The sequence below is a fragment of the Aminobacterium thunnarium genome (genome assembly GCF_055390565.1).
Genome location: NZ_AP042412.1, coordinates 1206333 through 1224118, shown reverse-complemented (window position 1 = coordinate 1224118; position 17786 = coordinate 1206333). Strand labels below are relative to the sequence as shown.

Annotated in this window: 18 protein-coding genes and 1 pseudogene; 17 read left to right on the top strand and 2 right to left on the bottom strand. The window is 42.8% G+C overall.

Features of this window, described 5'->3' with window-relative positions; translation table 11 throughout:
* The first annotated feature begins 30 nt into the window (after window positions 1-30).
* From ACZ5GY_RS06045 to ACZ5GY_RS05985, 13 genes are all read left to right on the top strand, one after another.
* On the top strand, window positions 31-258 hold the full coding sequence (locus tag ACZ5GY_RS06045) for a PAAR domain-containing protein (protein ID WP_307879894.1): 228 nt from the start codon (window positions 31-33) through the stop codon (window positions 256-258).
* A 2-nt stretch (window positions 259-260) separates the two neighbouring features.
* Window positions 261-659, top strand: a complete 399-nt coding sequence (locus tag ACZ5GY_RS06040) for a phage tail protein (protein WP_464111626.1) — start codon at window positions 261-263, stop codon at window positions 657-659.
* A complete protein-coding gene (locus ACZ5GY_RS06035; protein ID WP_286978938.1) occupies window positions 646-966 on the top strand; it encodes a GPW/gp25 family protein in 321 nt (106 codons plus the stop codon). The genes ACZ5GY_RS06040 and ACZ5GY_RS06035 overlap by 14 nt, the downstream gene beginning before the upstream one ends.
* Window positions 950-2062: a baseplate assembly protein gene (locus tag ACZ5GY_RS06030; protein ID WP_464111625.1), complete on the top strand. Its 1113-nt coding sequence runs from the start codon at window positions 950-952 to the stop codon at window positions 2060-2062. The genes ACZ5GY_RS06035 and ACZ5GY_RS06030 overlap by 17 nt, the downstream gene beginning before the upstream one ends.
* A complete protein-coding gene (locus ACZ5GY_RS06025; protein WP_286677095.1) occupies window positions 2055-2708 on the top strand; it encodes a phage tail protein I in 654 nt (217 codons plus the stop codon). Before ACZ5GY_RS06030 ends, ACZ5GY_RS06025 begins: the two co-directional genes overlap by 8 nt.
* Window positions 2709-2719: 11 nt before the next feature.
* On the top strand, window positions 2720-3874 hold the full coding sequence (locus ACZ5GY_RS06020; protein WP_464111624.1) for a phage tail protein: 1155 nt from the start codon (window positions 2720-2722) through the stop codon (window positions 3872-3874).
* Window positions 3875-3886: 12 nt separating this feature from the next.
* Window positions 3887-4492, top strand: a complete 606-nt coding sequence (locus ACZ5GY_RS06015) for a hypothetical protein (RefSeq protein ID WP_464111623.1) — start codon at window positions 3887-3889, stop codon at window positions 4490-4492.
* A 67-nt stretch (window positions 4493-4559) separates the two neighbouring features.
* Window positions 4560-4934: a YcbK family protein gene (locus ACZ5GY_RS06010; protein WP_464111622.1), complete on the top strand. Its 375-nt coding sequence runs from the start codon at window positions 4560-4562 to the stop codon at window positions 4932-4934.
* Between the two features lie 6 nt (window positions 4935-4940).
* Window positions 4941-5267 carry a phage holin family protein gene (locus tag ACZ5GY_RS06005; RefSeq protein WP_464111621.1) on the top strand — a complete coding sequence of 109 codons (327 nt, stop codon included), beginning with the start codon at window positions 4941-4943 and terminating at the stop codon, window positions 5265-5267.
* Entirely contained in the window at window positions 5249-5590 is a 342-nt protein-coding gene (locus ACZ5GY_RS06000) for a hypothetical protein (RefSeq protein WP_464111620.1), read from the top strand. The genes ACZ5GY_RS06005 and ACZ5GY_RS06000 overlap by 19 nt, the downstream gene beginning before the upstream one ends.
* A gap of 43 nt (window positions 5591-5633) precedes the next feature.
* Entirely contained in the window at window positions 5634-5897 is a 264-nt protein-coding gene (locus tag ACZ5GY_RS05995) for a hypothetical protein (protein WP_464111619.1), read from the top strand.
* 708 nt (window positions 5898-6605) lie between these two features.
* Complete coding sequence (locus ACZ5GY_RS05990) at window positions 6606-7811, top strand: YkvI family membrane protein (RefSeq protein ID WP_213690264.1); 1206 nt, start codon at window positions 6606-6608, stop codon at window positions 7809-7811.
* Window positions 7798-8889 (top strand): pyridoxal phosphate-dependent aminotransferase, encoded by a 1092-nt coding sequence (locus ACZ5GY_RS05985; RefSeq protein ID WP_213690263.1) that lies wholly within the window; start codon window positions 7798-7800, stop codon window positions 8887-8889. The genes ACZ5GY_RS05990 and ACZ5GY_RS05985 overlap by 14 nt, the downstream gene beginning before the upstream one ends.
* Here the strand turns inward: ACZ5GY_RS05985 and ACZ5GY_RS05980 are convergent.
* Window positions 8829-10100: a transposase family protein gene (locus ACZ5GY_RS05980; protein ID WP_464111618.1), complete on the bottom strand. Its 1272-nt coding sequence runs from the start codon at window positions 10098-10100 to the stop codon at window positions 8829-8831. The genes ACZ5GY_RS05985 and ACZ5GY_RS05980 overlap by 61 nt on opposite strands.
* A 452-nt stretch (window positions 10101-10552) precedes the next feature.
* Here ACZ5GY_RS05980 and ACZ5GY_RS05975 point away from each other — a divergent pair, with 452 nt between their 5' ends.
* The 3 genes and pseudogenes from ACZ5GY_RS05975 (at window position 10553) to ACZ5GY_RS05965 (ending at window position 14976) form a co-directional block, all read left to right on the top strand.
* Complete coding sequence (locus tag ACZ5GY_RS05975; RefSeq protein WP_213690262.1) at window positions 10553-12043, top strand: L-lactate permease; 1491 nt, start codon at window positions 10553-10555, stop codon at window positions 12041-12043.
* A gap of 12 nt (window positions 12044-12055) precedes the next feature.
* Window positions 12056-13345, top strand: coding sequence for a lactate racemase domain-containing protein (locus ACZ5GY_RS05970; protein ID WP_213690261.1), 1290 nt, complete (start codon window positions 12056-12058; stop codon window positions 13343-13345).
* 116 nt (window positions 13346-13461) lie between these two features.
* A pseudogene (locus tag ACZ5GY_RS05965) lies at window positions 13462-14976 on the top strand (DUF342 domain-containing protein).
* A 55-nt stretch (window positions 14977-15031) separates the two neighbouring features.
* Here the strand turns inward: ACZ5GY_RS05965 and ACZ5GY_RS05960 are convergent.
* Window positions 15032-16285: an arginine deiminase gene (locus tag ACZ5GY_RS05960; protein WP_213699864.1), complete on the bottom strand. Its 1254-nt coding sequence runs from the start codon at window positions 16283-16285 to the stop codon at window positions 15032-15034.
* Between the two features lie 179 nt (window positions 16286-16464).
* On the opposite strand from ACZ5GY_RS05960, the gene ACZ5GY_RS05955 reads away from it, so the two are divergent.
* The gene (locus ACZ5GY_RS05955) at window positions 16465-17778 is read left to right on the top strand and encodes an amidohydrolase (protein WP_464111617.1); all 1314 of its coding nucleotides are present in this window, start codon (window positions 16465-16467) and stop codon (window positions 17776-17778) included.
* The last annotated feature ends 8 nt before the right edge of the window (window positions 17779-17786 follow it).

Below are 17786 nucleotides of genomic sequence, written 5' to 3'. Positions count from 1 at the left end.
GGTCACGGCTGATGGCCTTCTCGGTCCTCAGTGGGGGGCTCGTCTGATGTTTTTGTAAATGGAATTGCCGTTCATCGTCAAGGTGACGGCTGGGCTGCGCATACGTGTCCTGACATTCCTGAAACCCATGCGTCTGTATTGGCTTCCGGATCATCGACAGTTTATGTTAATGGAAAGCAGATTGGCCGTGTCGGAGATCCTGTTGCGTGTGGTTCCAGCGTAGCTACGGGCTCTTCCAATGTTTTTGCGGGGGGATAAATATGATAGGGAGCTTTGGTCCTGTTGTTTTTGAGGTTTCCTCAGCTAAAGTAAAAACAATAGCTGATTTCGAGCGAGGATGTGAAGCACGTTTCTCAGAGCATACAGTTATGCAGAGTAAGCCCCTTTTAGAATTTTTAGGTCCGGGGCTCGATAGTGTCAGTTTTTCAATGAGATTTGATGCCTCATTAGGTATAAATCCTAAGAATGAAATCGAAACTTTACGTACTATTCGCGATAAGGGTGAAGCGCAACGGCTGATTATTGGCGGTATCCCTCTCGGGCTATTTGCAATAACCGGAATAACGGAGTCGTGGAAAACCATAAATCCTGCTGGAATTTTAACGGTGGCCACCGTTTCTGTTTCTATGAAGGAGTATGTTGAAGATGGCAGAATTTGATCTAACAGCGAGCCTCAATGGGGTAGATTTCTTCCCCAAAGGTGAAGTCGAGGAGATATTGCAAAATGTGAAGACTATCCTTTCTACCGTACGAGGATCCGTTCCACTTGATAGAGAGTTTGGTATTAGTGCTGATTTGATTGATGCACCTACTCCTGCGGCTCAAGCGAGAAGCATGGCAGAGATTGTGGAAGCCGTGGCACGGGATGAACCGAGAGCAGAAATAACAGCTGTTTCTTTTTCAGGAGATAGTGATGGACGTTTAATTCCGAAAGTGAAGGTGAGAATTCGTGCTGACATTACCTAATATAGATTTTACGGAAAAATCTGCGGCAGATGTTGAGGCCGAGATCATAGCGAAATATGAACAAACAGCAGGCCGGATTCTCGCAAAGGGGGATCCGGTCAGACTTTTCTTGGAGGCTGTAGCGGCTGTTATAGCGCAACAGCGTGTAATTATTGATTTTTCAGCGAAGCAAAACCTGCTTGCCTATGCAACTGGTGATTACCTGGATCATCTAGGTGACAGGCAGGGGGTTGTGAGGCTTCCTGAGCAGTCGGCAATGGCCACTGTTCGCTTTTCACTGCCCATAGCTCAAACATTCGCCGTTTCTATACCTCAGGGAACTCGCGTTACTCCTGGAGATGGGCTCTTTTTTGCTACGCAGGAAGCCCTCGAGATAACCCCAGGAGCAACGTATGTTGACGCTGTCGTTACCTGTACTCAGAGCGGTTCAATCGGGAATGGTTTTGCAATAGGGCAGATCAGTAAACTGGTGGATCCTCTTCCGTATATCTCAAAAGTGGAAAATATAACTGCTTCCACGGGTGGTGTTGATGAAGAATCAGATGATAATTTTAGATTGCGTATAAGGCAAGCTATGGAAAGGTACTCTGTTGCAGGGCCTCGACTTGCCTATGATTTCTGGGCACGTACTGCACACCAGGGAATAATTGACGTGTCGGTAAGATCTCCTGCTGCGGGAGAAGTTGAAATAAGGCCGTTGATGGAGGGAGGGGAACTCCCCAGTTCCGAAATTCTTGATGCCGTTTTAAAGATTTGTTCAGCTGATGACGTGCGCCCACTGACAGATCGGGTATCGGTTTTAGCCCCGGAACGGGTTGCCTATTCTATTGATATTACATATTTCATAGATCGCGTAGAAGCTATCTCTATTTCTGCGATACAGGCTCAGGTGGAAACTGCGGTGGGGGAATATATTGCGTGGCAGAAGGCGAAGCTGGGCCGAGATATTAACCCCTCGGCGCTTATCAAGCGTGTGATGGATGCTGGGGCGAAGAGAGTTTCTGTAACATCTCCAGTTTATACGGCATTAGAGTCATGGCAAATCGCTCAGGAAGATAGTGTGACGGTAAATTATGGAGGACTTGAAGATGGCTAGCGGGCTGAGGCAGCTTATCCCTGGAAGCATTGCTGAAGATCCTCAGGTGGAAGCCGCAACTTTAGCGTTAGATGACCAACTGGCTGATATTAATACCCATTTGATTCAAACTATCATATTGCCGCGTATCGATGAGCTGTCCGAAATGGTTCTAGATTTATTACTGTGGGAGTTTCATATCACCCTTGATGAGGGTGCGGGGTTGGCCGTTTCGGTTGAAGAGAAAAGAGATCTTGTTAAAGGGGCTGTTGAGATACATCGTCTGAAAGGAACGAAAGCGGCGCTGCTTCGCATTTTCGAAATGCTCTCCATGCGTGGAGTTATTTCAGAATGGTATGAATACGGTGGGGAGCCGTACAAATTCAAGGTAGAGATTCTTGAGCTTAGCGAGCGTGGACTTGATGAGCAGACCTATGTGCTTTTAGAGCGACTAATAGATGAGTACAAGAACGTTCGTTCGTGGCTCGACGAGTTGAATGTATATCTTACTGTACGGGGTGTGGTTCCTAAAGTTGCAATGGCAAGCCTCTTTGGTGAAGAAATTACAGTTTATCCGTACAACGTGACGGAAGTTGAGAGTGCAGCATTTTGGCGATGGGGCATTGGAGCCCAAGTTGTTGAAACTGTTACGGTTTATCCGCTTTAGGAGGTGGTGATATGGCTGAAAACTTTTATACGATTTTAACAAATACGGGAAAAGCTAAACTGGCTAACGCCCAAGCGTTGGGAACAACAGTGCAGTTTTCTTCCATAGCTGTTGGAGATGGAGATGGTAGTTATTATGATCCAGTGGAATCGCAGTTAACCCTTAAAAACGAAGTCTGGAGAGGTGGAATTAACCAGATAAAAACAGATGATGAAAATCCAAACTGGATCATCATAGAGGTTGTAATCCCAACTACAACAGGAGGATTTACAGTAAGAGAAGCCGGGATAATAGATTCTGAAGGCGACCTGATAGCTCTAGGTAAATATCCAGCTACATACAAGCCAGCTTTAGCTGAAGGCTCTGGAAAAGATCTTTATATCAGGATGATTTTAGAGGTGTCGAACGCTTCAACTATTATGCTCAAAATAGATCCGGCAATAGTGCTATCAACACGGGGATATGTGGATGATAGCATTGCAGAGCATAACACAGACCCCTTGGCGCATGGGAATTTGCCTTATCTAAAAACGTCTCAGGCCGCAGATTTTGCTCCGAGCGGGTATGGGATAGGAGAAAGACTAAATGCTTCTATTCAAGATTTTAATGCTGCAACATTAGGCGGGTTATATGATTTTGGATCTACTGCTGTTAATGGGCCTCCAGGAATTAATGGAGGTGTATGTTTGATTATTCCTAGAAATACAAATGCTGGAGTTACACAATTAGTTTTCTATGGTTTTTATAAGGGAATTTACATACGATCATCTAGCAATACGCAAAATACTGATTGGTTGGAATGGAGAGAGATAAACGCTGGTACTCTTGGAGGCAAGCTCCCCTCAGATTTTTGGCAAGTAGCAGATGCCCCTTTTCTTTTTGAAACAACTGGATATCAAAAACTTCCAAGTGGGCTAATACTTCAGTGGATGGCCTATAATCCAGGTATAGTTGCGAATGACGCACGTTTTGATATGTTATTTCCAATTAGTTTCCCTAATTTAGCTTTTTCTGTAATTTTGTCATCAACTGCTGGCGTTACAGCCGGTGCACAAGTGTCAGAAGGAGCAGAAATAGAATCATTTACACAATCGTCCTGTACTGTTAGGTCAGCATGGGGATATGGAATATCAGGGCCAGTGAGAATATTTGCAATAGGCTATTAAGGAGGTGGGCAAATGTACGCTCATTACGATGCTTCCACAGGCGACATTCTGGGATTTTATAGCACAGAAATTCACGGGGAAAATATCCCAGAACCTCACATAGAAATCACAGAAGATCAATGGAAAGATTGCATAGCACATCAAGGGCAGCGAAAAGTTGATGTAGGCACTCAAACTATCATTGAGCATATTGCACCATCTCCATTCCATGGATGGAATGGGCAAGAATGGGTGTTGAACATAGATCGCCTAAAACAAACAAAAGTTGCTTCTCTATACGCAAATCTTGAACAAAGCTTTCTTTCAGGAGTTGATGTATCAACAGTCGAAGGCAACACATCAGGTATTACTCGTATAAAATGCGAACCACTTGATCTCCAGATGTGGGAGCAAGGCCGAAAAGAGGCAGAAACAAAGGCATACGTCGGTATAGTTGTTGATTTCTCCGGTTGTGTATGGAAGAACGTAGAAAGTGCGGCATATATCGCAATGCATGAGGCGCAAAAACGTTTCTCTGAAATGTGGTGGACCCACTTCTCGTTGCTCAGGGATATGGTGCTTACAAGTGAGGATGAAACAGCGATTCAAAATATTACTTGGGATACAGTCCCAATGTAAATAGGAAAATGATACTCAAGAGGTTGCCCACACGGCAGCCTCTTTTTTATGGAAAGGAGGGAGACACATGCTCTCAGAGCACTTTAGCAGATCTGAACTTGCATGCCGTGGGTGTGATAGGTGCGATATCAAACCAAAACTCTTGAGCCTTTTAGAAAAAATCCGCTCCTTGATGGAAACACCAATCATTGTTAATTCGGGCTATCGTTGCCCTGCACATAATAAAAAAGTGGGCGGGGTTCCAAATAGCTGGCATACGCAAGGCATAGCCGCAGATATTCGCCAAACAAAATATTCTAACGATGTTTTTCATTCAAAGGTTCTTCAGGCATATGAAGAGGGGAACCTTCCAGAATTGGGAGGACTTGGGCTTTATAGCGGTCGTATTCACGTAGATACGCACAAATCTAAAGATGGGCACCTGCGGCAGTGGAGAGGGTGAGAAAATTTGTTAGGTGAAGAAAAACTTGCAGAGCAAATAACACGGCTCTTAACGCCGGTAGCACTCGCTGTTTTTGGAGGGATAGCTCACGGGCTTAATTGCAAGCAAGAAGAATTTTCGTGGTGGTTCTTTTTTACAGGAATTATCACCTCAGCTTTTGTGGGCATCTGTGTGTTTTACGTGCTTGATGGAGTCTCGATTCCTCAAGGATTCAAAAGCGCCTCAATTGCTATTTCTGGATATTCCTCTCACGAAGTTTTGCAAGTTCTCAAGAAGCGGGTTTTGAAATCTTTGGCAGGAAGGGTTGAGAGAGAATGTTCGAGCGGAAAATAAACTTTGTTTTTTGGGGAATAATTTTAGTTGGCATTCTCTTGGCAGTTTGGATAATTACACCGCTCTTTAAAACTCCCAAGTTGCCTAAGACTCTAATAAATACAGATTTAAAGGCTGATCAATTACAAAAAGAAATCGAAGCTTTGGGGGAAAAAATAAACGAATTGGAAACAGCCACTCGAAAAGAGGTGAGGGTGATCCGTGAAAAAACTGCGCAAGAAGTTCGTTCTCTTCCTGGCAGTTCTATTGCTAACGAGCTTAATGATGAGCTCGCAAAGTTTCGGGGCATGGGAGTACGTTCCATCAGGATGGACGACTCCTGAAGCGGGGTATTTTGGAAGCGAGCAAGACGGGCGTGATACCCTTGTGGCAATTCAAACATACAAGGAACAGTCAAAGGCTTGGGAAGCTGCTTTCGAAACCCAGGCTGCAGAAAACAAGAAATTTCAAGGACAGATTAACGAGAGAATAGCGCTTCTGGAACAAGTGCTTAATGAGGAGCGAGAGGCGTGGAAAAAATCCTTGAGAAGAGCGAAAGCTCCTGGATGGGGCGTTTTTGCCGGTGGCGGGGTTAACCCTCACGGAAGAGCCGATCTTGCAATTGGGATAGGGCTCGTTTGGAAGTTTTAGGGCATGAACATGCTCATATTTGGTAGAAAGGAGAAGAGAAAATGAATTACATTCTAGGAATTCTCGTTTTAGCGGCCGTAGGATGCGTTATTTTCTGGAAAGAGAAAAAACGTTGGCCATGGGAGAAAAAATGACCGCTCAAAATGCGATTTAAACACCTATAGTAAGTTCGTTAAACCAGAGCCAGATTTGAGGCCTATCCTGCAAATTAAAGGGGATGGGCCTTGTCATTTTGCTCCTAGATGAGTATTATTCTTTGAACAAGCTCTTAAAAAGAGGACGCTTCAAACCGTACACTAAACCGGACACAAAATAAAAGTTATAGCTTAATAATGTAGTATTGATAAGGCTTTGTGAGATTTGTTCTATCCCCACCCTCTCCGCCAGAAAATTATAAGAGAACTCCTGTTTAGACGGGGTTCTCTTTTTTTTAACTTGACGGATATGTGGAAAAGTGGTAATCTTCCCTATCATGAAGAAAACAAAGAAAATTCAAGAAATGCTTACAAGCTGTTTCTTTTATTATTGGTTTAGCGTGGGTCCCTCTCCGGGGGTCGACGCTTAATTGCGTTGATCTTTTAGGGCAGGGCCCCTTTCTTACAAAGAGAGGGGCCCTGTTTTTTTATACTTTTAGAGCGAGAAAAGAGGGTAGGTATTGAGCTCACAGCAATACGTTAACTAATTTACTTGATGAGGACGGTGAAAAGGATGAAAAAGGATGCCCAAGGGGGTTCTATCATCTCTCAACTTTTAGATATTACGCAGGTTAAATGGTTTAGTCGTTGGCTCATGATCGGTTTTATTTGTCAGTCTGTTCTTATTGGTGGCGGTTATGCCACAGGACGAGAACTGGTTGAATTCTTTATGATGAATGGCCTTAAGCAGGGACTATATGGAATGGCTGTTTCCACAGTTTGTTTTGCCCTCGTAGGTATCCTGACCTTTGATTATGCACGAAAGTTCAGACTTTACAATTACCGAAGCTTCTTTCAGAGCCTCTTCCCGGGTGCGACCTGGCTTGTTTTTGAGGTAGGCTATATCTTTCTTGTTGTTCTGGTTGGAGGAATTCTTTCTTCTGCAGCTGGTACCATTCTTCAGCAATGGTTTGGTGTTTCTTACTGGGTTGGAGTCTCCGTTCTTCTTGTAGGAACCTCCCTTCTGCTTTTTGCCGGAGGAAAAGTTATTTCCACCATTCTTTCATACTGGTCTTTCTTCCTTTACGCTGTTATGTTCATTTTCCTCTATTCTACTGTTCGTCATTTTGGTATGGACGGAGTGTTCGGCAGCTTAACGAGAGATCACGGAGTAGCTGCAAACTCGAATTGGATTATGGGAGGAATAAAGTATACCCTTTACAATATGGTGTCATTTGTTCTTGTTCTTTATGCATTAAAAGATACAATTAAAACAAGACGAGACGCAGTAATTAATGGCATTGTCGCCTCTATACTCATGATGATCCCCGCTGTTGTAGAGTACTTGGCTATGGCTCCTACCTATCCATCCGTTTTGCAGGAATCGGTTCCCGTTTTCGGCATCCTTAAAAATGATCTTGGCGGAGGGGTATTACTTTCTGCTTATGTATTGATGCTTTTCGGAACAAGTATTGAAACCATAACAGGTTTTGTCCATGGACTTAATGAACGAATCAATTCTGTCTACCAGGAAAAAGGACGAGAGATGTCTCATCGTATGAGAGGCGTAGTCGGGTTCGTTATATTGATTGTTTGTTTCATTTGTGCAAAAGCAGGGCTCGTTGCACTTATCGCTCGCGGCTATTCCATTATGGCATGGTATTTCCTCGTGGTTATGGTTTTGCCCTTGGCCACAGTTGGACTTATACGTTTGCGTGGAAAAGAGTTGCCATCTGTTTCTGAAAATATAGAGGAGGCGAAGATCCATGTGGAACCCTAAAGTACGTGCTCATCTTCAAGACTTTGACAGAGAGAGTTATATTCACGAATCACACTGTCCCATAGTTTTGAACTGCAACGGACTTGAATCGACGTTGCCCCATGCTCCTGAAGTTGAGGCTTTTATAAAAAATTATGATTGGGTTTCAAATATGTGGAAAACGGGAGATACCTCATATAAAGCTTTGACTGAAGAAATCTGTAATTACTGGAAAGACTTCGCAGACATTAGTGAAGAACAGATAAAAATAGGCTACGGTTCAATGCAGGTTCTTGAGCGGATTAATAAAGTCTTTCTTGATGAGCATGCAACGGTCTTGGGCTATGTGCCACAGTTCGTGGAATATATTACCGAAGTCAGAGTTTCCGGAGCACGTTTTGAAGGCATTGCCATGAGCCCTGAAGATAACTTTACGTTCCATGCCGATTCCCTTCTTGATGCTCTGAACGAGCGTCATACGTTGCTATATATAGATAATCCCAACAATCCAACGGGCCAGCTTATTCCTCTTGATGAAATTGAGGCGCTTGTTTCCAGAGCTCACGAATTAGGTGTTGTAGTTATCGTAGATGAGGCCTATGGCGATTATGCTCCTAAAGAAGCTTCGGCGGTACAGCTTCTACCTCGCTATGAAAATATTATTGTTACGCGAACGTTGACAAAGGGATTCCATTTTGCAGCAACCAGAATTGGGTATGGCATTTTCAGCGGAAGGCTTGGAGAATTTTATGATAAAGGAAACCTCCCCTTTGCGGTTCCGTCGGTAAGCGCTCTTTTGGCACGTGAGGCTCTTCGCGGGGGCTCTGTTTTAGACACTGTTCGCCAGATGATAAAGAAAGAGAAGGAAAGTCTTATCCCTGAGCTTGAAAAGAGAGGGTTTTCCGTGGCTTCCACCTATACATGTTGTCCCATATCTCTTGTCTCTGTAGAAGATCGAGATGTGGATTTGGCCCACCTTTTGGCAGAGAAGGGGATAGAGGTGCGTTCTGGCAAAGATTACCCTCATTTAGGGAAAAATTATGTCAGAATTGCAACTCCGAAAAAAGCGTCAGATTTCTTTGCTTGCCTGGATCGGTAGTGGGATAAAGCGCAACTCCTTAAGATTAACTTTTGTCTAATGTCGAAATTCTTTTTATTTTTGTAAGGGGCCATAGTTTGCTTCCTGATAACGTGATAAAGTGAATGGCGGGAATCCCAGTCCGTATGATTGGCTCCCGCCAATTCAAAGATAAATGGGCTCACTCTGTCCAATAGTAGTGGCGGAATGGAAGTTGCGGCTTTTGAACTGGCTAAAGAGAGCTCGTATATTTTTTCTTTTGGTGTTTTTCCGTCCATTTCTCTTCCTCCGTGTGACCGCTTCTGATTGTAATATTTTACCCAGTTTGTAGCAGAAATCATAAAGGTTTTACGAGATGTAATATATGGAAGCGTAGGGATATAGAATTCCTCATCGTCAGTACGATGGCTCCGTTCCACAAAGCCCTGGGCTTCTTTCTGCCCCTTAGGGATGGAGAGAAGCGTTATGTCGAGAGGGGCCATGAAGTTTTCTTCCATGATGGCCCTCTTCCTGCTTCCCCCTCCGCCTCCAAACTCAGTTCCATTGTCCGTCTGGAAAAAGATTTTGTGCCGAATGCCCAAAGCGCGAAGCATGAACCCCACATATATCATGAAAGAGAATCCGTTGGCAAAGGAAAGTTCATCGGCAAAGCTTAGGAACCGTGTTCTTGTCCGTATATCGATAGCCGTAAACTGATACTTGGGAAGCTTGTACTTGAAGACCGCGGCGTACGCTTTTTCAGGGAGGGCTTTGGCGTCCGCGATATGTTTGGCATCAATCTGAATGTATTGCAGAGCTTCCCAATGCTTAAGATTGGCATAATACCGCCTGTTCCCGTTTTTAGAACGTACTTTTTTGCTCTTCCTGTTGTTTCTTCGCAAGATGTTTCTGATCGTGTAAGGAGAGAGGGTTAGACTAAAGATGCGAGCCAATTCCCTGGCAAGTCGCCGAGCTCCCATGTTCGTTTTCTTCTGGGTTTCAAGAACGATAGCTTCTATATGGGGTTTCGTCCTTTTAGGATGGGGGGAACGGGGGCCCCTTTTTTCTAGTAACTTTTCCACAGGGAGGCCATCTTTTTTTCTTTTTGCCAGTGTTCTGGCCCATCGTTCAGAAATCCCCATGATGCGAGCAATCTCCCTGATTGTCTTTCCTTGTTCCATGAGATCTGTTACGACTTCCAGTGCTGCTATAGGGTTCCCAGATTGCTGTAAACGTTGGTATAATGATGTCATGGCGGGTTTACCTCCTATATCCTTTATTTTGGTTGTTTGAGCAACACCAGTATAAAGGAGAGGTGCCCGCCTTTTTCATTATCTCTTTCACTTTACCTAAGTAAACGGAACGAAACTCTGGCCCATCTACAAATTCTTTTTATTTTACACTTTACAAAATTTTAAAGGTTTGATAACATTCCGAGCCAACAGTAGAAAAAAGTTTATAGAACTTGAGGAGGGACAGACGGTGTGTAACGTAGAGGCTATAGTTGCTCTTATTCTTATACTTGCGCTCATTATTAGATGTCGGTCCTATCCTCGGGCGACAGTTCTGTAACGTATGGGCTGTACAGAGGTCGGGACCTTAAGGTTCCGACCTCTTTTTTTATATCCATATATCCCGGGAAGATATAAGGAGTACTCCGTAGCTCAGATCACACATATCAAAACATGTCTGGAGGAAGCATTCGATGAACTTTTTGCTTGCGTTGTTGCCCATTGCAATAATTGTTGTCGGAATGGCAGGATTTAATTACCCATCAAAGGTTGTTGCGCCGATAAGCTGGATTGTAGCTCTCTTTTTCGGAAATGTTGTTTTTAAAACGCCTCTTATGAATTTGGCGCAGACGAGTTGGAATGGTTTTTTAGACGGAGTTCGTATTGTATGGCTTATATTTGCCGCCTTTACTCTTCTCATCGTTATGGTGGATTCAACGGCTATGGATTCCATAAAACGTGGTCTTTCAAAGGTTACAAGAGATAAAAGACTTATGGTCTTATTTTTAGCTATTCCCTTCGGAACCTTTCTTGAAGGAGCGGCAGGAGCAGGGGCTCCAGCTGCGTTGGCGGCTCCTTTTCTCGTTGGACTTGGTATGAACCCTGTCATTGCTGCGGCAGCCTGTCTTATCGGGAATTCATGTCCTGTAAGCTGGGGTGGAGCTGGTGTAACCACCGTTGTCGGATCTGGTGCGGCCGGCCTTGATTTCGTGCCAGTTTCCGTTATGACTGGTAAAATGATGTCGTTGGGATATATATTGCTCCCAATCCTGATCATTGGTTTTGTTTTTGGGAAAAAGGCTTTTAGAGGCATATGGAAAGACGTACTTGTTATGGGATTTGTTATGGGGAGCATAAACTTTACGATGAGCAACGTCTTTATTCCCGTTACAGAACTCACAAGCCTAATCGGTGGAATGGCAGGAACTTTTGTCTTTGGAGCGTATCTTTGGCTTCGAAAAAATGCTTCAGTTCCACAAGAATATGCGTTCTCTTCTCCAGACAACGATGAAACGTTACAAAATCCTCGTTTTAGTTTTCTTCGGTCTTTGTTGCCATACTTTATCTTAAGTATTTTGCTTGTAGTTGTACGGCTTTCTTTCTCATTAAAAACTCTCGTATCCTTCGGAGGCGGGTACACAGTTTGGGTGGGCTGTGTTGTTTTAACAAGCGCTTTCTTAGCATCTATACTATTGGGATACAGTAAGTTTTTCTTGGCATCTGCTCTTAAAGCTTTTAAGCGGGTAATCCCTGCTCTCATTTCAATGGGCTTGCTTTTGGCCATGGTCAATTGCATGAAACTTTCTGGGCAAATCAGCACTCTTGCTGTGACTTTTGCTACGATTGGCAGTTTGTTCTACCCTGCAGTTGCCGTACTTATCGGTCAAATAGGAAGTTTTGTTACAGGAACAAACCTCGGGTCAAATCTTATGTTTAATCCGTTGCATGTGGAAGCTGCAAAAAATCTTTCCATAAATGTGTTGCCTGTTGTAGCAGCTCAAAACACAGGTGGAGCTATTGGAAACATGATATGCCCAAATAACGTGGTGGCAGTGTGTGCATGTGTGGCTATATTGGGAAGGGAAGGAGAAGTTATGCGAAAAACACTTCTTCCATCTATCTGCTTTCTCTTTTTCTTTGGTTTCTTAGCCATGGTGTACACCTACGTAATTTTTCCTGCATGAGGAGGAGTATCAATGTATTCGTATACCATGAAATACGGAAAGGGGAACATCGATTTTTCTATCCCGCAGAAAAATCTTCTGGGGATTATCGATAGCGAACCAATCGAAAGTATCGGTTCTGAAGAGGAAATCATCGTTCAGGCTCTTGAAAATCCTATTGGATCTCCAAAACTTGGCGAACTCGTAAAACCTGGAGAGACAGTATGTATTATTGTTTCTGACATTACACGGGCTTGGCAGCGAATGTGGGTATATTTGCCCTTTATAGTCAAAGAACTTCGTAATGCAGGCATTCGCGACGAAGACATACTTTTTTTGAGCTCTACGGGAACTCATCGGGAACAAACTCAGGAGGAACACGCTCTTTTACTTGGCGAGGAACTTTCGAAAACGTTCGAGGTTGTCGATCATAAATGTCTAGATCATGACGATATGGTTCATATTGGAACGACTTCCTACGGGACTCCTGTAAAGGTGAATAAAAGGGCTCTAGAATGCGATCATATCATTGTTACTGGTGCCATTATTTATCACTTTATGGCTGGATGGGGAGGCGGTCGAAAAGGAATTTTACCCGGAATTTCTTCTTATGAAACCGTTATGGCCAATCACGCTTTGGCGTTAGATCCTGTTCCTGGTAATGGCCGAAATATGAACAGCAGACCAGGGAATTTTGAAAACAACCTTATGCATCTTGATATGATGGAAGCAGCGGCAATGGTCAAGCCAACGTTTATGTTTAACGTTATTCCTGGTAACGATGGAAAGATAGGTTTCGCCGTGGCCGGAGATTGGGAAAAAGCTTTCTACGAAGGGGCTAAGATTGTAGATAAGAAAGATGGCGTCGTTATTTCAGAATTGGGAGACCTTGTTATAGCGACAGCTGGTGGATATCCCAAAGATATCAACTTTTACCAGACATCGAAAACTATTTTTAATGCCATGGAAGCGGTTCCTCAAGGGGGATCTATTATCGTATTAAGTGCGTGCAATGAAGGATATGGTAACGATGAAGTCCAATTCATGCTCCAGAAGTTTCCAAATACAGCGGAACGAGAAAAGGAAGTTCGTCGAGAATTTACTATTGCCAAATATGTTGGCTACACCATTGGTTATGTTGCTGAAAATTGGGATTTCTATTTGGTTTCAGAAATGTCGCCTACAGAATTTGAAGGTACAGGTATTACTGTGGTTAAAAGCCTTGATGAAGCTCTTAACCAGGTTTATGATAAGCATGGTAATCAACTTAAGACATGGTTTATGCCTCACGGAGCAAATACCCTGCCAAAACTAAAAAAATAAGAACATAAGAGGAGGCTACTGTTCTCATAAAGCCTCCTCTTATTGTATGCATGAAGGAAAGTTTAATCTTTAGTGTATAATAAAAATACAAGGGAAGTAGCAGGGAGGTCTTATAAATGGACTTGAGATCCGTGAATCTGGATTCTCTCGTTGAACAAATAAAAAACTATCTCTCAAATCTTGAAGATCAACCCTTTGAAGTTGTTGAGGCTCAAGATGCGAGTTATTGTATTCGTATAACTCCAGATATGTTGAAAGTCTACCTCGATTTATATCCCCCTTTAGGGAGTGGTTTACCTCTGAATCCCGAGGATGTTGTTAATGCATTACAGCAAGAAGGGATCCCGATTAATTCATACGATATGATTTATGAGCGTATAAAAAAATGCAACGAATCTGATATATGTTATGAAAACGACCTTCTCATTGCGGAAGGAACCCCTTCAACACCACCAACTCCAGGTAAGATAGAATTCCTTAAACCTATAGAAAGAGTACGACGCTACGATGAAGATGATCCTGCTGCGATAGATTGGAAAAAGCTCTGGGAGCTCCCAACTGTTGATGAAGGTGAGGAATTTGCACTAATTTCTCCTCCACATAGCGGAACTCACGGTATTGATATATATGGAAGAGAAATTCCACCAGAACCAGTAGAAGTGCTTCGATATTCCCTTCTTGATGGAGTGAGGGGAGAGATTGATGATAGCGGTATAATTCATGTTTTCGCTACTCGAAGTGGGCAACCATTCTTTGATGGTGTTAATTTTGATGTTCTACCTATTTTGAATATACCTGGGAATGTGGATTTGCAGACTGGCGATATTGATTTTAAAGGGTCAATTGTAATACAGGGAATCATTAATGAGGGATTTAGTGTCCGTTGTTCAGGGGATCTTGTGATCTGTAACGGAATTTATAACGGACGTATTAATTCACTTGGACAGTGTATTGTCAGGAATGGAATTGTAGGTGAGAATTGCGTCGTTCGTGCTTAAGGTATAGTTCAGGCTGGCTATGTTGAGTATGCGACTGTTATTTCTGCGGAAGATATAGAAATTGCAGGTTATTCTCTTTTTTCGACTCTTAAAGCAAAGAATAAAATCATAGTAAAGGGTAAACGTTATCGTGGAATAATAGGAGGTACTGCCCACGCAGGGAGTGGCATAGATACAATTTCCGTGGGGTCTGTTATGGAGCCATATACCTATCTTCAGGTGGGAGTAGATCCTATTCTGGTAGAAGAACGAGAACGGAAAGATAAAAAGATAGAGGAGCTTTTATGGTTTAGAAATAGAATTGAACAGGCAATTTTATCTTTTACGTCGAATGATACCTCATTTGATATAGAAAATTTGTCTGAAAAAGAACGTCAAAAGCTTTTCATGCTCATACGGCAGATGAAAAGACTAGAGGAAACAGCAGAACAATTAAAAGTTTCAGTAGCAGAAATAAGTAAGGTCCTGGATAGCGAAAGGCAACATAATCCGCGTATCAAAGTTAGAAATGTAATTTACCCCAATGCAACAATTGGTATTTGGGAATCAGTTTTTAAAATCCAAAAAATAGATTCTTACTGTTCATTCTTTTATAACCGCCAACGTCGGGAAGTTGTTCGGGGAAGTTACTAATATAAAGGATGCAACTTCAAATAATGAATCAAAAAGGAGGGCAAAAGCCCTCCTTTTATATATCATCTCTCCATAGAGGCATAGTAGAACATCGAGGTCCGCCGCCGCCTTTCACAAGCTCGTCAGCTTCTACTGCGACTACATCAATGCCGCCTTTTTCCAATGCCTTTATAGTGGCGATATTGCGATCCCAGATACAGACCTTTCCGGGTTCAAGATTGAAAGTATTTCCGCCTGAGCCGGCGCGTTGTTCTGCAAAAGCAACGGCTTCACTTTCATCTCCGCCTACTTTAATAATGCGTATTCCATCAAGATTCAACACTTTTTTAATAGCTCCGAAAAGTGAACTTTCACGTTTGACTCGAAGATGTCCCTGCTTTCCTCGAGTTATGTGAAGCACTGTAATTTTCTTTTCTATATATGGGAAGAAAAGAAACGCGTCATGATCTATCATATTTAAGAACATATCAACATGAACAGAAAGACCGATAGAATCGGTGGAGCTTAATCTCGGATTTTCAAACATGAGAGCAAGCACATCTGTTATTTCTCCATCAGCCATTGTCCGCTGGGCAATTTTTTCTATAGAAGCAGGATGTGTTCTTTCGTTAATGCCGATAATAAAGACATTACGGCTGTAACAGTGCACGTTTCCTCCTTCTACAGGTGTTGTATCGTCGGGGCTTTCTCCATACCATGTCTTAAAACTCAAATTTTTAAAATCAGAGTGATTTTTGAAGATAGCCTGAATACAATATGGTTCTTTGATACGGTCTCGGTTAAACATATTCCCATACACTATTCCATTTCCTAATATGGCAGCAGGATCTCGGGAATAGAGCACGTTTGACATCGGGAAAAGACACCACTCATTTTTATTATCTACCAGGTCAACAAGAGAAACTTCTCCTGTGGCTTTGTTGAGCTCTTCCTTTGTCATCCCAAAAAAAAGTTGGTCTACAAGTTTGGAAGCAGAGAGATCTAGAAGGTATTCTTCGAGTACCTCCATTGTTTGTGTCGTAATAAACTGGTGTTCCGTTTGTACTATTTGAGATACAAGGTCTTTTTTTACTGTTGATATAGAGAGTACTTTGCGTAAAAGATCTTCAAAAAGGTATACCTTTGCTCCAAAGCTTTCTACAGCAGCTACCCATTTCTTGTGTTCTTCTGCCGCTTTGTGCGGGCTTGGTACAGAGTCCCATGCAAGGGAACCAATGTTAAGAGGAGTGCATCTTTCAATGCCTTTCCCGGGGGGTTGCATAATAACTGCGCGTAGCTTACCAATTTCTGAGTTGACCTGAATTTTCATTCCTGTTATCTCCGTCCCTTTCTAAATGCAGTCAAAATTGGTGTAAAAATTGATCATGAGAAAGACTACCATTCTTTGTTTTTTTCGGCAATCAGAAAATGAAGCAATTTTATTTATCTTCATACCGTGGTATCCTTTTAATTTAATTCTATTCCCAAAAGAGGAGGAGGTAATATCTTATGAATCAAGAGCAGCTGAAGAAAGAAGTATGTAAAGCTATCGATAAAAGGTCAGAAGAAGTTGTTCGCATAGCTCAAGAAATTCTCAATAATCCTGAGTTGGGTTTTAAAGAGAAGCATACGGCCTCTATTGTAACTCACTTTTTTAATTCGCTGAAACTTCCGGTCAAAAGTAATGTCGCTCAGACGGGAGTTATTGCGTCATTAGAAGGAAAGGAAAAGGGACCGAATGTAGCTCTTATGGGAGAGCTCGATGCTGTCTCTACATATGGAAGTCCTTACGCCAACCCTGATGCGGGCGCTGCTCATACCTGCGGACATCACTTGCAGGTAGCCATTATGCTTGCTGTTGCAGCTGCCTTTGTCGATGCTAATATCCAAAATTCTATAGCAGGAACGCTTACGTTTATGGGGGTTCCTGCAGAGGAGTATGTGGAGCTTGATTGGCGTCTCTCTCAGGTGAAAGAGGGAAAACTCCATTTCCTTGGTGGAAAGCAAGAAATGGTCTATCAAGGAATTTTTGATGACGTCCAAATGGCAATTATCACTCATGCTCTTGGAAATATGCCAGAAGCAGCGTTAGGCGTATGTAACGGATCGAACGGTTTTGTAGGAAAAACGATTCACTATATAGGGAAAGCGGCACATGCTGCGGCAACTCCCCATGAAGGAATCAACGCTCTTAATGCAGCCATGTTGGGATTAATGGGGGTACATGCTCTACGTGAAACATTCCGTGACGAGGATCATATCAGAGTACATCCCATCATTACCAAAGGTGGCGATACTGTAAACAATGTTCCTGCAGATGTTCGTCTTGAAGCTTATGTTCGAGGAAGAACTCCTGAGAGTATTGAAGACGCTCACAAAAAAGTAGACAGAGCCCTTCGAGCTGGAGGTGACGCCGTTGGCGCAAAAACAGAAATTCAGACCATCCCGGGATATCTTCCACTATCCTGTTCTTCCGAAATGAACGATATCTTTTTAGATAATTCGAGGCAGCTGATCTCGTCAGACAAGGTTTCTAATATAGGAGACTTTGCAGCATCTACTGATATGGGAGATATTTCTCAACTTATACCTTCCATACATGCCTTTATGGGAGGAGTAGACGGCACTCTCCATACGCCAGACTACAGAGTTGCCGATTATAACGCTGCCGTAATACTTCCTGCCAAAGCCGTTGCCATGACGATCATCGATTTAATGACAAATGGGGCGGAAAAAGCGGAGGGCATAATAGAACGTTTCAAGCCTTCTTTTACTATTGAAGAGTATATAAAACAACAAGAATCCTATTGGAATTGTCAATAAAGAATTAA

What these genes read in the sequence shown, in the direction of transcription:
- ACZ5GY_RS06040 (WP_464111626.1), top strand. Translation starts at nt 261, where the DNA reads ATGATAGGGAGCTTTGGTCCTGTTGTTTTTGAGGTTTCCTCAGCTAAA.
- ACZ5GY_RS06035 (WP_286978938.1), top strand. Translation starts at nt 646, where the DNA reads ATGGCAGAATTTGATCTAACAGCGAGCCTCAATGGGGTAGATTTCTTC.
- ACZ5GY_RS06025 (WP_286677095.1), top strand. Translation starts at nt 2,055, where the DNA reads ATGGCTAGCGGGCTGAGGCAGCTTATCCCTGGAAGCATTGCTGAAGAT.
- ACZ5GY_RS06020 (WP_464111624.1), top strand. Translation starts at nt 2,720, where the DNA reads ATGGCTGAAAACTTTTATACGATTTTAACAAATACGGGAAAAGCTAAA.
- ACZ5GY_RS06015 (WP_464111623.1), top strand. Translation starts at nt 3,887, where the DNA reads ATGTACGCTCATTACGATGCTTCCACAGGCGACATTCTGGGATTTTAT.
- ACZ5GY_RS06010 (WP_464111622.1), top strand. Translation starts at nt 4,560, where the DNA reads ATGCTCTCAGAGCACTTTAGCAGATCTGAACTTGCATGCCGTGGGTGT.
- ACZ5GY_RS06000 (WP_464111620.1), top strand. Translation starts at nt 5,249, where the DNA reads ATGTTCGAGCGGAAAATAAACTTTGTTTTTTGGGGAATAATTTTAGTT.
- ACZ5GY_RS05990 (WP_213690264.1), top strand. Translation starts at nt 6,606, where the DNA reads ATGAAAAAGGATGCCCAAGGGGGTTCTATCATCTCTCAACTTTTAGAT.
- ACZ5GY_RS05985 (WP_213690263.1), top strand. Translation starts at nt 7,798, where the DNA reads ATGTGGAACCCTAAAGTACGTGCTCATCTTCAAGACTTTGACAGAGAG.
- ACZ5GY_RS05980 (WP_464111618.1), bottom strand. Translation starts at nt 10,100, where the DNA reads ATGACATCATTATACCAACGTTTACAGCAATCTGGGAACCCTATAGCA.
- ACZ5GY_RS05975 (WP_213690262.1), top strand. Translation starts at nt 10,553, where the DNA reads ATGAACTTTTTGCTTGCGTTGTTGCCCATTGCAATAATTGTTGTCGGA.
- ACZ5GY_RS05970 (WP_213690261.1), top strand. Translation starts at nt 12,056, where the DNA reads ATGTATTCGTATACCATGAAATACGGAAAGGGGAACATCGATTTTTCT.
- ACZ5GY_RS05960 (WP_213699864.1), bottom strand. Translation starts at nt 16,285, where the DNA reads ATGAAAATTCAGGTCAACTCAGAAATTGGTAAGCTACGCGCAGTTATT.
- ACZ5GY_RS05955 (WP_464111617.1), top strand. Translation starts at nt 16,465, where the DNA reads ATGAATCAAGAGCAGCTGAAGAAAGAAGTATGTAAAGCTATCGATAAA.